This is a genomic window from Exiguobacterium sp. s163 (assembly GCF_018617135.1).
Lineage (GTDB): Bacteria > Bacillota > Bacilli > Exiguobacteriales > Exiguobacteriaceae > Exiguobacterium > Exiguobacterium profundum.
Map to the genome: position 1 here is coordinate 1 of NZ_JACSJN010000011.1, position 14,651 is coordinate 14,651.

The following is a 14,651-nucleotide window of genomic DNA, read 5'->3' on the forward strand; positions in this document are numbered from 1 at the left end:
AACGGGCGGCCGAGGAAGTGCCTCGGCTGGCGAACAGCACACGAGGCATTCACCGAGGAAGTGTTGCGCTTAATTTGACAAACCGTCATACCAAAAAAAAACAAACCATCAACTACAAGAAAACTACTGCAATTGATACTTTATTAAATCGTACTTACTAATGATACGGCTCTCCGTGAATTGTTTGAGTATCTGGTACCTAACACCAAACTCTACTCTCCGTTTGTTGTGACAAATCACGATTGCTCTTATGATAAGGAAGTAGGAGGAGAAAAAATGGATAATGAAAAAATTGGTCAATTAATTTATACATTACGGAAGGAAAAGGACATGACGCAAAAGCAATTAGCTGAGGCGTTATATTTATCGGACCGTACCATTTCAAAATGGGAAAGAGGCATTGGATGTCCCGATATTACACTTCTTCCTCATCTAGCAACCCTCCTTGATATTCCAATAGAAAATTTACTAACTGGTGAAATCAAAACAGTAGATGTAGTAGGAGGAAATATGAAAAACTCAAGTTATTATGTATGTCCAAACTGTTCAAATATAGGATTAGCAACAGGAAATTTCGTCGTTTCTTGTTGTGGAAGAAAATTAGATGCTTTAGTCGCAACAAAAGCAAATGATGAACAAAAATTAAAAATAAAAGAGATTGATATGCAATATTCGATTTCAGCCGAGCATCCTATGACAAAGGATCATTATGTATCATTTATTGCACTTGCAACAGGAGACCAAATTCAAATATATAAACAGTTTCCAGAATGGGCGTTACAAGTAAATATTCCAAAGAAAAAACATGCGAAATTACTTTGGTTTGATACACGAGACGGATTGCTTTATCAATATATTTAATGGTTAAAAAAATTAATTATAAACACCTAGAACAAATTTATTTGCACCGTTAAAGATTTCTCCACCTTTTGCTGGACCCTCAGTAAAAGCTGAATTATCACCGATGTATAATGTAATTACCTTACATTTAAAGACGTATTAAACATCTAATAAGGTTCATGAAAAACCCATAAATGATTTGTAAAGGCCGATTTTCTATAAAAAGAAAATCGGCCTTAGTTTTTTCTTTTTTCGGAATCCTCAACTTAAATATCTATTTAGAATATGTTACGCCCTCCTCTAAATCACCTGCAAATCTTCAATCTCTTACAAACAAAAATAAACCACCAACTACAGTAAAACCACTGTCATTGATGATTTATTTAAAACCGCACTTACTTGTGATACGGTTCATTCCGATTAATCCGATATGCCCGGTAAATCTGCTCACACAACACGAGCTTCATGAGTTGGTGGGGGAACGTCATCTTCGAGAACGAAATCGTATCATCCGCTCGCTTCATCACATCGTCCGACAGACCGAGCGATCCTCCGATGACGAAGGCGATTTTACTCTTTCCATACGTCGCGAGTTGATCGAGTTCACGGGCGAACTCTTCGCTCGTCCGCTGCTTTCCTTGAATCGCCAAGGCGATGACGTGCGTATCTGGGGATATCTTCGCCAAAATCCGTTCGCCTTCCTTTTGTTTTACTAGTAACATATCTGCCTCACTCAAATGCTCGGGTGCTTTTTCGTCTGAGACCTCGATTTCCTGCACTTTTGCGTAGGCAGAGAGCCGCTTTGTATACTCGGCAATTCCTTGTTTTAAATATTTTTCTTTCAGTTTGCCGACCGTGATAATTGAAATATTCATCCAATTCTTCCTTTTTCCACAGTTTTTTTGGAGTTATCCATAGGGTTATCCACAGAGTTATCCACAAATCCACATGTTGATAATTAGTTTTTGCTTGACACAATATATGTTGCGTCAGCTTCACAGAACTCACATGTCACGTGTTCACTTGTGGATAATTCCTCCAACAGTGGGTATTCACCTGTTTCATCCACAATGATGTCTAAAGCGATTTCAACATGTTCCTTGCATACTTTTTTTTCCACAGTTTTTCCTCCTTAAAAAAGAAGCGTCGCCGCTTCTTTATGTTGCTTCAGTTAATGTCGCCTCGGTTTCTCTCGCTTCTCCGCGACGTACATACTCAATGGATATTGTATCACCGACCGTCGCGTCCCGATATAACGCATCGCGTAAATCGACGTACCGTTTGATCTCCCGGTCTCCGATTTTCGTGATGACATCGCCAACCCGTAGTCCCGCTTCCTCAGCCGGACTACCCGGTGTCACTTCTTCGACGAAGACACCGTCTTCCTGGTCGAAGGAGATTCCATACTCTTCTCGGACGTTTCCGGGTACAGCGATGACTTCCTGAATCGTGACACCGAGCTGTGCCCGCGTCACCTTGCCGTCGCGTTCTAACATGTCAATGACCGGTAGCGCCACGTTGACGGGAATGGAGAATCCAACCCCTTCTACGCTCGCCTCGGCGATTTTCATCGAATTGATTCCGACGAGCTCTCCACGAATGTTGATGAGCGCACCACCCGAATTCCCCGGGTTGATGGCCGCATCCGTCTGAATGACTTCCGCGTTATAATCCATCAAGCCGTCGCTGTTCGTATCGACCGGCACAGTCCGCTCGACACCACTGACGATACCACGCGTAACCGAGTTTGAGAAGACACCAAGCGGATTTCCGATTGCCATGACGGTCTCGCCAGCTTGGAGAACGGTGGAGTCCCCGAGGACAATCGGTTCCACATCGATGTTTTTCGGCAACTCGACCTCGGCGACAGCCAAGTCGTTGAGCGGGTCTTCGCCTAAAATGGTTGCCGATGCGATTTGACCATCGGAAAAGGCGATGTTGACCTCGTCCGCTTCTTCGATGACATGGAAGTTCGTGACGATATAGGCCGTGTTTCCTTCTACTTTATAGATGACACCGGATCCGGCACCCGCCTCCCATTGCGAGTCCGAGGTGAACGCACGCTGGATATTGGTGATGCTGACAACGGACGGCTTCGCCCCAAGGACAGCGGTTGTGACGTCCGATTCGGTGACGGTGACGGCCTGTTCGGTCCGCGTCAGTTCATTCGTCACAAAACGAGAGGTCGGCGAATCCCAGAGCATCACGATGACAAAAAACAAAGCCGCTCCTAAGAATCCGCCAACCCCTCCGAGTAACAACGGTTTTATATTTGGTCTCGGCTTATGGCGTACGTGCTCCTCTTGCTTCGGTCGCCATTCGCTCCGAGACGGATACGTCGATTTCTCTTCTGTTGCTTCGTGTACTTCAGGTTCGACGTCTTGAGGTTCATACTCATGGTGTCTCTCTTCGTTCACGACGCGTCCCCCCTTCAAGACAGTGTGATACCTGTCTTTTCCCAAGTTTCCTTATAAAGAAACGAGTGAAGTGGGGATTGTCGGGTCCGTGTCGCACAATTTGATTCGACCTAAGTCGACGTCTCGCATGCCGAGTGTTTGTGAGACGCTCATCTGTGCGAGCTCTTTCATGTTGTTGTCTTTACTTAAATGGGCCAAATAGATCCGTTTCGTGCGGTCACCGATGACCTCACTCATCGCGATGGCTGCATCCTCGTTCGAGACGTGGCCATAGTCGCCGAGGATTCGTCGTTTGACACTCCATGGATAACGCCCCATCTGCAACATCGAGACGTCATGGTTCGACTCAAAGATGAAGTCGTCCGCTCCACGGATGATTCCTTTCATCCGGTCCGAGACATAACCCGTGTCGGTGATATGGGCCAATCGTTTCCCGTCATGGGCAAACTGATAAAACATCGGGTCTGCCGCATCATGGCTCACGTTGAACGTCTCGATTTCAATATCCCCGAACTGTTTCACATCTCCGACTTCGATTTGAAACTTCAAGGCAGGATCAATCTTTCCAATCAGTGATTCCATCGCCGCCCATGTCTTCGCATTCGCATAAATCGGTAAATTATACTTACGTGCTAATATCCCGACACCTTTAATATGGTCGGAGTGCTCATGGGTGACGAGCAGTGCGTCGATTCCGTCAAATGACCGACCGATGGCTTCGATGCGCTGTTGCATCGCTTTTCCAGTCAATCCGGCATCGACGAGCAGCTTCGTCCGTTCCGTCTCGATATAGAGGGCGTTTCCGGTCGACCCGCTCGCTAACACACTATACTGTAAAGTCACGCAATCACTCCTTTCATTCTTTCGTTTCAAACTCCACGTGCTCGACTGTTCCATCGATTGCATTGACGAAGTAGACTTGATCATCAATCCCGATCGACCAAAGCGGTGGCATGATAATCAAACTGCCAGAGCTGTCGAGCGGTAAACTGTAAAATCCGGTATTGATGGCCCGCATCTCCTGGTTCGGTTGGAAGTACTTCCGAGACGCGAGTTGTGAGATGGCTTCACTGGCCGTCAACACGAGGTCGTCTTGCGTTTTTGACGAGAGGTCTTTTAAATGACGCTGTTTATAATCCGTCACTTCGAACGACTCGTTCAACTGAATGAGGATGAGGGACGGACCGATGTACATTTCCGTGCCACCCTCGACTTCAGGTGCTGAAAAAATCTTGTTGTCCTCGAATGTTTGTACGAAAGCAACCTGTCTTGTTTTTTCATCGTAGCGCCAGTAGGCGTACTCGTTTCCAAACGGAACATATTCCGCTACAAACGTCGAAGCGGTCGTCCGCAAATCCTTCGCATCGAGCGGCACGGGTTGTTTCAACTCGACTTCGAGTTGCATGTTGTCGAGCGTCGTCGCGAGCTGCGCCTCCCGATTTTTCGTGATCATCGCAGCTGACATCTCTTCAGACGAACCCGTCAAATAGCCGATATCTCGACCCATCCGTGGCAATTTTGCCGGATCGACGTTCCGCTGGTCTAAAATCTGCGTGATCGAGGTGTTGTCATTCGTCACGACTTCGGTCGCCCATGTTTCCGTCAGCAATTGAAACAACAGATAGATGTTCAAGGCGAGGAAGGCGAAGATTAAAATCGTTTTCGCTTTACTCCAATCCACGATACATCATCCTTTCTGTCCAATCGTCTCCTTGATTATATGGGACCCAACGGCCCGCCTCACGCACGAACCAGTTCGGTGAAAACGTCACATAGCGGCTCGTGTCCTCATTATATTCAATCTCATAACCGATTCGAATCTCGGTCACGTTCTCAAATCGTCCAGAGTTGATGAGCGTACCGAGTACTTCTTCCGCATCAGCCAACTGTGTCGTGCCGACTGTGATCAGGCGATCGATTTCCAAGTGGTTACGGGTGATCGATCGGACCTGTGCTCCGTCGTTTTCCACACGCAATGTGGATAAGTCGATGGCATCGTTGTTGATAAACGCCTCACGCTGACTGAAGACCGGATACCCTTTCACGTGAAAACGGAACACGGTCGTTTCAAATCCTTTATTGGCCGGTGTGATGGCATCGAATCGAAGGGACAGCCCTTGATTCTCAGACGCTTCATCGACCCATCCCCCGTGGAAGTTCACGAATTCCACAATGGAATCCAATCCGATTGCTGTATCACGCTCGGTGCTATTCCGAGACAGGTTTCGATAGCGACTGGCGTTCAGTTTCGCATCATATTCCGCCACACTGACACCGTTCGTCAACGCCCCGACCGAGCTTGCCGGGTCGACTTCTTGAACGTTCGGATCACCTGGGAAGAATGTATCTCGCATCCAGTCGAGACGAGTGTCGATTTGAATCGACGACACGTCATACGCGAACAACTCATTCATCTCAGGTCCGACGACCGGGATATAATTCACGCGTTCATCCGTATACGTCACGCGCTTCATCGTTCGACTCGAGTTTTTTAAGAAAAGACTGTTCACATCGCCGTTTCCGACTTTCGTCAACTTCCCTTCCCAAATGGACTGGTCGCTCATGATGGCGCGGATGTTGAACGCACTGTCATCCATATAGATGAGGATTCGCTGTGGAATCTTCCCGGACAGACTATACGTTCCCGGAAGCATATAGCTGAGCGTGTCCGCATAATAGGCCTCCGGTAAGATCAACTCCAGTCCCTCGTTGATATCCGTATAGAAACTCGGGACGTTTTTCACAGCGAGCGGCTTGAACTCACTCGCTTCAAACGAATCTCGAATGACACGCATCAGTTGCTTCGGTGTATTCTTTGAAGCGAACACAGCATTGTTGTCATGCACGACCGCTTGAACGGGAATGATGACCTGGTCCGCTCGACGCTGCAATGACTCGTCCACCGTCGTGAGTTGCGTTTCAGATTGGACGGCCTGATACGTGGGATGGTAGTCCCACAAGATGATGGTTTGAACAATCGAAGTGACGATTAACGTGAGCAAAATGAACGACTTCCACAGTTCCGGCTTTGCAATCGTAAACCGTTTCATCAATCATTCACCTCCACAATCGTATCGAACGGGATCGTGAAGTAAATCGTTGTACCTCTTCCAAATTCACTCTCTGCCCAGATGTCGCCACCGTGAGCAGATACAACTTCTTTGGCAATCGATAGACCGAGTCCTGTACCACCGATGTTACGCGCCCGCGCCTTATCGACACGATAGAAACGTTCGAAAATTTTCTTTAAGTTCGACTTCGGAATCCCGACCCCTTCATCCTTGATGCCGATGACGAGGCGTTTCGCCCGAAGCATCGTCCGGAACGTAATCGTCCCGCCTTCTGGTGAGAACTTGATGGCGTTCGTGATGATGTTGTCGATGACTTGAGTCATCTTATCTTGATCGGCATGCACGTAGACGCGACGCTTCATCAGTTTGCGACGGAATTGAATCGCATCCCCTTTCGTCATCTCATGACGGTCGATGATGTCGTTAAAGAACTGCACGAAGTCGAACTTCACTTTTTGCATCTTATATTCTTTACTGTCCATCTTCGAGAGCTGCAACAAGTCATTGACGAGGCGAATCATCCGCTCCGTCTCGTTTTGTGCCGTTTCTAAGAAACGTGGCGCCAATTCCTCATCCTGATAAGCACCTTCTGCAAGAACCTCCAAGTAACTACGCATCGTCGTGAGCGGCGTCCGCAATTCATGACTGACGTTCGCAACGAATTCACGGCGGTCCTGTTCGACCTGTTCTTGTTCCGTGACGTCATGCAGGACGACGATGAGACCTGTGATTGGTCCGCTATGTTTTTGAATCGGTGAGAAATAGGCACGAACGAGGAACAATTCTTCGTCCGTACTGAGGTCAATCAGTTTTGTCGGCATCGTGCCGTCTTCTGGAATGACGATTTCCTCTTCGAATGCGAGGAGACTTTGTAAGTTCGTCCCCATCGCCTCTTCTTCAGCGACTCCGATCATGTCGCGTGCCTGGTCGTTCATCAAGATGACCCGTAGCGATCGGTCAGTCGCGACCACACCGTCCGACATGTTCTCGAGGACACTCGTCAAGCGGCGTCGTTCGGCTTCCGTTGTCGCGTTCGCCTCCATCAACTCATCCGTCAATTCGTTGAACGCATACGCAAGTTGACCGACCTCGTCATCCGAATACACTTTAACTTTCCGCGAGAAGTTCCCTTTCCGCATCTCGACGGCCTGCCTCCGCATATCGGCAATCGGTCGCGTGATGGTTCGAGATAAAAGGATTCCGAGGAACGAGGTGATGATGAGTGCGATCAACGTCCCCGTTGCGAGGATGCGTGTCACTTGTTCCATCTGGTTGTAGATGGACTTCATCGATGCCTCGATATAGATCATCCCGGTCGTCGTACCGTCCACTTCCGACTTGATCGGAACGGCAACGACGCGCATTCGGTCATTTGAATCTTCATAGACGAGCGTCTCTTGCGCCCCGCCTGTCGCGAATGACTTTTGAATGAACGTGCTCGCGGTCCGTTGTCCGACGAGACTTTGATTATTTTGGTTCGAGGTTGCCCGGACGACACTGTTCGTGTCGATGATTTGGACTTCTCGAATGTCGTCAGCTAGCGTCGTGCTCTCTGTAAATTCAGACAGCAGCTGATCCAGTAACTGGTTCAACTGCTGGTCCGTGGTCGAGTCACTCTCGTTCGCGGCAGTCCCCTCACTGATGTTGTAGCTCAGTAGGTTCGCTCGGTCGACAAGTGACTGCGAGAAGTTGTTGATGTATTGCCGTTCCAAAGAACGCACAAAGTACACGCCGATGACTTGCATCGCAACGAGAATGAGCAGCGCATAGATGACGACGAGCTTCCACTGGATTGATTTAAAGAAGTTCGTCCGTTTCATCGTTTAATCTTCTTCTCCTGCCTTCAAATAATACCCGACGCCGCGACGCGTAATAATATACGTCGGAGTCGACGGGTTGTCCTCTACTTTTTCACGAAGACGACGCACCGTGACGTCCACGGTACGCACATCACCGAAGTAATCATAGCCCCATACCGTTTGGAGCAAGTGCTCCCGCGTCATCACTTGCCCGATGTTTTGGGCGAGGTAATGAATCAATTCGAACTCGCGATGTGTCAATTCGATCTTCTCATCCCGTTTCGTCACCATGTACGAATCCGGATGAATCGTCAAGTCGCCGATCACGATATCGTTCGCGTTGGCTCCTTTTGCTTCTGGCGCCGGTGCTGTCGCATGACGTCGCATGTTCGCTTTGACACGGGCTAACAATTCACGTGAGCTGAACGGCTTTGTGACGTAATCGTCTGCGCCGAGCTCTAGTCCGAGTACTTTGTCGATCTCGGAATCTTTTGCCGTCAACATGATGATCGGCATATCGTATTTCTTCCGCACCTCACGGCATACTTCCATGCCGTCCTTGAGCGGAAGCATGATGTCGAGCAAGATGAGATCCGGTTGAATCTCTTCTACTTTGACGAGTGCTTCTTCACCGTCATAGGCAACGTGCACCTGGTAACCTTCTTTTTCAAGTTTAAACTTCAATATATCCGCGATTGGTTGTTCGTCATCTACCACTAAAATCGTACGATCCATTCAGTGAGTCCTCCTCTTATCATTAAACGTACATGCCTACATTGTAACTCTTTTTAAACAGCTTAGAAAGCGTGGTCCATTTCCGTGGAAATAGAAAAAGAGAGCCCGGTGGCTCCCTTTCTTATGCTTCGTAAATATCACGCAAGATGACTGTCTGTTCACGAGCCGGTCCGACCGAGAACGTCAACAATTCGATTCCTGTCAATTCCTCGATGCGACGCACGTAACGCTGTGCGTTCTCCGGAAGGTCTTCAAAGCGACGAACCCCTGTGATATCCTCTGTCCAGCCAGGCAGCTCTTCGTATACCGGTACACACTTCTCAAGGACGCGGAAGTTCGGTGGATACTCGTCAAGATGCTTTCCTTCATACTCATACGATGTACAAATCTTGAGCGTCTCAAGACCTGTCAGCACATCGATTGAGTTGAGGCAAAGATCTGTGATCCCACTGACGCGGCGTGAGTGACGCACGACGACCGAGTCGAACCAGCCGACACGGCGTGGACGACCTGTTGTCGTTCCATATTCTTTCCCGACTTCACGGATCGTGTGACCGATTTCGTCATCGAGTTGTGTCGGGAACGGACCGTCACCGACGCGTGACGTGTATGCTTTACAGACACCGACCACGTGATGAATCTTCGATGGTCCGATTCCAGCACCGCTCGATACACCACCTGACGCTGCGTTCGACGATGTGACGAACGGATACGTTCCATGGTCGATATCGAGAAGGACCCCTTGTGCGCCTTCAAAGAGAACTTTTTTCTCTTCGTCGAGCGCATCGTTCAATACGACCGATGTATCGCACACGTATTTCGCAAACTGTTGACCATACGCGTAGTATTCTTCAAAGATGTCGTCGAACTCGATTGGATCGACTTCATACATTTTCACGAACATGCGGTTTTTTAGTTCAAGCACGGTCTTTAGCTTCTCCGCGAACACTTCTTTGTCGAGAAGGTCGGCGATGCGAATCCCGATACGTGCCGCCTTATCCATGTATGCTGGGCCGATTCCTTTTAGTGTCGTCCCGACTTTCGCGTCACCTTTCGCCTCTTCTTCGAGACGATCTTGGAGCTGGTGGTACGGCAAGATGATATGCGCCCGGTTCGAGATCCGGAGGTTATCCGTGCTCACACCACGTTCATGTAAGTAAGCGAGTTCTGTCACGAGTGATTTCGGGTTGACGACCATCCCGTTCCCGATGACACACGTCTTATCCGAATAGAAAATCCCAGACGGAATGAGGTGAAGTTTATATTTCGTATCATTGAAGACGATCGTGTGACCAGCGTTGTCTCCCCCTTGATAACGCGCGACGACTTCGGCTTGTTTCGATAAGAAATCGGTGATCTTCCCTTTCCCTTCATCGCCCCACTGCGTTCCCACTACGACTACTGATGACATAATGAATCCTCCTTATTAATCAACGTTCTGTTCAAACCATCCGTAAGTGTACACTTGAAAAGCAAGAAAGTCAATTGAATACCGAACGTTTTATATAAGATGTAACTATTCGTTCGTTATTTTAATCAAACCCTATATAAAAAAAGACACCACCGACGTTACATCGGTGGTGCGAAGGCTTGCGTCTCCATATTGACGAACTTGTTGTACTCTTTCCTGAAGGAGAGCTTGACCGTACCGGTCGGACCGTTACGTTGTTTCGCAATGATGATTTCAATCGTATTGGCGTCTTCACTCTCTTTATCGTAATAGTCATCACGATAGAGGAAGGCGACGATATCGGCATCCTGCTCGATTGCTCCGGATTCACGGATATCCGACATCATCGGCCGCTTGTCTTGACGACTCTCTACGCCACGTGAGAGCTGAGACAAGGCGATGACCGGTACTTGGAGTTCCCGTGCAATCGCTTTGAGCGTACGTGAGATTTCCGATACTTCCTGTTGGCGGTTCTCGCCCGGTTTCCCGTTCCCGACGATGAGCTGTAAGTAGTCAATCATGATCATCCCGAGACCGTGTTCCTGCTTCAATCGGCGACATTTGGCTCGGATTTCGTTGACCCGAAGACCCGGCGTATCGTCGATATAGATGCCCGCTTGGGAGAGCGACGACATCGCAAGGGAGAGACGACCCCAGTCTTCCGCTTCAAGACGACCGGTCCGGAGGCGCTGGGCATCGATGTTCCCTTCCGCACACAACATACGCATGACGAGTTGCTCGGCACCCATCTCCAAACTGAAGATGGCGACGTTCTCACCCGTACGGACCGCGACGTTTTGCGAGATGTTCAAGGCGAACGCGGTCTTCCCGACAGATGGACGGGCGGCCACGATAATCAAATCGTTTCGTTGGAAACCGGCCGTCATCTTATCCAAATCCGTGAACCCGGTCGCAATCCCGGTGATTTCACCGCTCGACTGATGCAGCTTTTCAATCGTCGAGTACGCATCGGATAAGACAGAACCAATCGGGTGGAAGCTCGATTGTCCTTTTCGTTGCGATACTTTTAGAATATTTCGCTCAGCATCAGATAAAACAGAATCCACCTCGTCTTGACGCTCATAACCATCCGAGACAATGTTGGTCGCAGTTCGAATCAGGCGACGGAGTGCCGCCTTTTGGTCGACGACGTTCAAGTAATAGCCGATGTTCCCGATGGCGGGAACGGATTCCGCGACCTCCGCCAAATAGTTGAGGCCCCCGATTTCGTCCAAAATCCCTTGCGCCTGTAACTCGGAACTGAGCGTGACCAAGTCGACGAGCTCGCCTCGGTCATTGATCTTTAGCATCGCTTCAAAGATGCGTTGGTGGCTGACACGATAAAAGTCGTCCGGGTCGACACGCTCTGAGGCCGTAATCAACCGATCCGAATCAAGGATGATTGCCCCTAAGACGGCTTGCTCCGCTTCCACGCTATGCGGTGGTGTATTGACTTGAATCGCATCACTCATCCGTCTCTACCTCACCTTCAAGCTTCTTGTACATGTACATTCAACGTCGCGACGACGTCATGGTGCAACTTCACTGGCACTTTCGTGAAACCGAGCGCCTTGATCGGATGCTCGAGTTCAATTTTACGCTTATCGATTTTGTAGCCCATCGATTTAAGGGCATCCGCGATTTGCTTGCTCGTGACCGAACCGAACACGCGACCGCCTTCACCGGCTTTCGTCGTGACGGCAATCGTCTCTTTTTCAAGCTTTTCTTTTAGTTGTTTCGCTTCGTTCAACTCTTCTTCTGCTGCTTCTTCGGCACGACGTTCTTTCGCCGCAAATGCTTTCAGGTTTCCTGGTGTCGCTTCCACTGCCAAGTTCTTCTTGAACAAGACGTTTTTAGCGTAAGCGTCTGCCACGTTTTTCACTTCTCCAGCTTTCCCTTGTCCTTTTACATCTACTTTCAAAATGACTTTCATTCTAATTCCTCTCCTTCAGTTTCATCTGTTAAATAATGATCGATTGCCTCTTTCAACATGACGTTCGCTTGTTCGCGACTCACTTCAAGTTGCGTCGCTGCATTCGTCAAATGGCCACCGCCATCAAGCATTTCCATGATGACTTGGACGTTGACGTCGCCGAGCGACCGCGCGCTGATTCCCGTACGTCCGTCCGGTAAGACGGCGATGACGAACGAGGCTTTGACGCCTTCCATATTCAGCAACTGGTCTGCAGACTGAGCGATCAACACTTGATGGTGTGCCTCGTCGTCAGGAGCGACCGCAATCGCCATGCCATCTGCATACATTTCGGTGTTTCTCAAAATCTGAGACTGCTCGATATAAGCATCGAGGTCTTGTCTCATGAAGTGCTGTACGAGAACCGTGTCAGCACCTTGAACTCGCAAGAAGGATGCCGCATCAAACGTACGGGATCCCGTACGGAGCGTAAATCCTTTCGTATCGACCATGATCCCCGCGAGAAGTGACGTCGCCTCTAAAATCGAGAGCTTTCGGCTTCCCGCTTGATACTCAATCAATTCTGTGACGAGCTCACTCGTTGATGATGCGTAAGGCTCCATATACACGAGAACCGGATCTTCGATAAACTCTTCCCCGCGACGATGGTGGTCGATGACGACGACCTGCTCCGACCGATCCAAAATGTCTTTTGAAATGACGAGGGACGGACGGTGTGTATCGACGACGACGAGTAATGTCTGTTCATCGATGAGTGGCTGTGCCTCATACTCGGTCAGGAATTGGCTGTATAACGAGTCATCGTTCTCTACTTCATGGACGAGCCGCTGAATGCCGACACTCGTCTCACCGGATGGAATGACGACAAACGCCTCGCGTCCGACAAACTCGGCCAATTTCATGACACCGATGGAAGCGCCGAGCGAGTCCATATCTGGATTCTTATGTCCCATCACAAGGACACGGCTCGATTCCCGAATGAGGTCACGCATCGAGTTCGAGATGACACGTGCCCGGACACGCGTTCGCTTCTCGGTCGGATTTGTCTTCCCACCGAAGAAACGAACTTTCCCATTATGACGCTTAACGACTGTCTGGTCACCACCACGGCCAAGTCCTAAATCTAGACTCGACTGAGAGAGATTACCGAGCTCCGTCAATGTCGTCTCACCGCATCCAATCCCGATTGATAACGTCAACGGGATTCGTTGATCCTTCGTCGCATCACGCACTTCATCTAAGATTGAAAAGCGGTTGTTTTCAAGTTCAGATAGCGTCCGTTCATTCATGACGAGGAAAAAGCGGTCCGCAGCTGTACGACGCATGTAGATATGATGCCGCTGCGCCCATTGGTTGAGGAGCACCGTCACCCGACGATTGACTTCACTACGGACCTGTTCATCCACCGCAGTCGACATCTCGTCATAGTTATCTAAATACAAAATGCCGATAACCGTCTGTGTTTGAACATACTTTTGTTCCATCTCCGCTTCTTCGGTCATATCAAATAAATAGAGGGTTTGATGGATTTGATTGTAATAGACACGATAGACACGGTCACCTACTTCAATCGTGGCTTCATCCTCTTCTTCTTCAATCAATTCATCGAAGGCGGAATGGAGCGCATCAAGCGGTATTCCAATCGCCATATCGAGTTCGAAAATCAATCGTGATTGTTCGTTATACCAACTGATCCGTCGGTCCTGGTCAAAGACTAAAATCCCAATCGGCATCGTCGTCAATGCTTCTTTTCCGACCTCTTCGATTTGATGAGAGAGAGAGAGGACATACTGTTCCCAATTTTTACGCTCCCGTCGCATCGTCACTTGCTGATAGATGAAAAAAATCAGCGTGCCCATAAACAGGGTGATTGCCGCCACAATGTTGTAGAACGCCAATCCTAACGAGACAAGGAATCCAATCACGTATGGAATCATGTGCCGCGCGTATTGGTTCTTCACGGATGTTAATGCTTCACCACTGTGCATGTATGCCTCCTAAAATGAGTAATGTTCACCCATGGAATCGTAAAGGTTTCTGCTCTATCATACCACATTCGTCGGTTTCACTTACACACTTACAGACGAGATGAAATACAAAAAAACGACTTATCCAAGAGGATAAGCCGTTCGTCAAACAATTACTCTGCAACGTATGGAAGCAAAGCCATTTGACGTGAGCGCTTGATAGCGACAGTAAGTGGACGTTGGTATTTCGCTGAAGTACCAGTCACACGACGTGGAAGAATTTTACCACGCTCCGAAACGAAGCGTTTGAGCAATTCTACGTCTTTATAATCGATATGAGTGATGTTGTTCGACGTAAAGAAACATACTTTACGACGACGACGACCTCCTGGACGACGTGCCATGTGAAGACCTCCTTTATAGGTTAGTTTTTATTGTC

The 14,651-nt window shown here is 48.7% G+C and carries 14 protein-coding genes; 1 reads left to right on the plus strand and 13 read right to left on the minus strand.

What is annotated here, in order from left to right; all coding sequences use genetic code 11:
• Positions 1 to 276: 276 nt before the first annotated feature.
• Positions 277 to 861, plus strand: a complete 585-nt coding sequence (locus KNO71_RS17000) for a helix-turn-helix domain-containing protein (protein WP_214689642.1) — start codon at positions 277 to 279, stop codon at positions 859 to 861.
• Between the two features lie 374 nt (positions 862 to 1,235).
• On the opposite strand, the gene rlmH is transcribed toward KNO71_RS17000, so the two are convergent.
• From rlmH to rpsR, 13 genes are all read right to left on the minus strand, one after another.
• A complete protein-coding gene (rlmH, locus tag KNO71_RS17005) occupies positions 1,236 to 1,715 on the minus strand; it encodes a 23S rRNA (pseudouridine(1915)-N(3))-methyltransferase RlmH (RefSeq protein WP_074034007.1) in 480 nt (159 codons plus the stop codon).
• Positions 1,716 to 1,798: 83 nt separating this feature from the next.
• Positions 1,799 to 1,960, minus strand: a complete 162-nt coding sequence (locus KNO71_RS17010) for a CxxH/CxxC protein (protein ID WP_015880243.1) — start codon at positions 1,958 to 1,960, stop codon at positions 1,799 to 1,801.
• A 37-nt stretch (positions 1,961 to 1,997) separates the two neighbouring features.
• Complete coding sequence (locus KNO71_RS17015; protein ID WP_214689644.1) at positions 1,998 to 3,257, minus strand: S1C family serine protease; 1,260 nt, start codon at positions 3,255 to 3,257, stop codon at positions 1,998 to 2,000.
• A gap of 51 nt (positions 3,258 to 3,308) precedes the next feature.
• Entirely contained in the window at positions 3,309 to 4,100 is a 792-nt protein-coding gene (locus KNO71_RS17020; protein ID WP_015880241.1) for an MBL fold metallo-hydrolase, read from the minus strand.
• 13 nt (positions 4,101 to 4,113) lie between these two features.
• Positions 4,114 to 4,938 (minus strand): two-component system regulatory protein YycI, encoded by an 825-nt coding sequence (locus KNO71_RS17025; protein ID WP_078145965.1) that lies wholly within the window; start codon positions 4,936 to 4,938, stop codon positions 4,114 to 4,116.
• The gene (gene yycH / locus KNO71_RS17030) at positions 4,925 to 6,307 is read right to left on the minus strand and encodes a two-component system activity regulator YycH (RefSeq protein ID WP_214689646.1); all 1,383 of its coding nucleotides are present in this window, start codon (positions 6,305 to 6,307) and stop codon (positions 4,925 to 4,927) included. The genes KNO71_RS17025 and yycH overlap by 14 nt, the downstream gene beginning before the upstream one ends.
• The gene (gene walK / locus KNO71_RS17035; protein ID WP_078145963.1) at positions 6,307 to 8,148 is read right to left on the minus strand and encodes a cell wall metabolism sensor histidine kinase WalK; all 1,842 of its coding nucleotides are present in this window, start codon (positions 8,146 to 8,148) and stop codon (positions 6,307 to 6,309) included. The genes yycH and walK overlap by 1 nt, the downstream gene beginning before the upstream one ends.
• Before the next feature lie 3 nt (positions 8,149 to 8,151).
• Positions 8,152 to 8,862: a response regulator YycF gene (gene yycF / locus KNO71_RS17040; protein WP_015880237.1), complete on the minus strand. Its 711-nt coding sequence runs from the start codon at positions 8,860 to 8,862 to the stop codon at positions 8,152 to 8,154.
• Between the two features lie 121 nt (positions 8,863 to 8,983).
• Positions 8,984 to 10,273 carry an adenylosuccinate synthase gene (locus KNO71_RS17045; protein ID WP_214684914.1) on the minus strand — a complete coding sequence of 430 codons (1,290 nt, stop codon included), beginning with the start codon at positions 10,271 to 10,273 and terminating at the stop codon, positions 8,984 to 8,986.
• Between the two features lie 158 nt (positions 10,274 to 10,431).
• Entirely contained in the window at positions 10,432 to 11,784 is a 1,353-nt protein-coding gene (gene dnaB / locus KNO71_RS17050) for a replicative DNA helicase (protein ID WP_015880235.1), read from the minus strand.
• Positions 11,785 to 11,801: 17 nt separating this feature from the next.
• Positions 11,802 to 12,245 carry a 50S ribosomal protein L9 gene (gene rplI, locus KNO71_RS17055; RefSeq protein ID WP_159563195.1) on the minus strand — a complete coding sequence of 148 codons (444 nt, stop codon included), beginning with the start codon at positions 12,243 to 12,245 and terminating at the stop codon, positions 11,802 to 11,804.
• Positions 12,242 to 14,233, minus strand: coding sequence for a DHH family phosphoesterase (locus tag KNO71_RS17060; RefSeq protein WP_214689648.1), 1,992 nt, complete (start codon positions 14,231 to 14,233; stop codon positions 12,242 to 12,244). Before KNO71_RS17060 ends, rplI begins: the two co-directional genes overlap by 4 nt.
• Positions 14,234 to 14,385: 152 nt before the next feature.
• A complete protein-coding gene (gene rpsR / locus KNO71_RS17065; RefSeq protein WP_015880232.1) occupies positions 14,386 to 14,616 on the minus strand; it encodes a 30S ribosomal protein S18 in 231 nt (76 codons plus the stop codon).
• Positions 14,617 to 14,651: the final 35 nt, after the last annotated feature.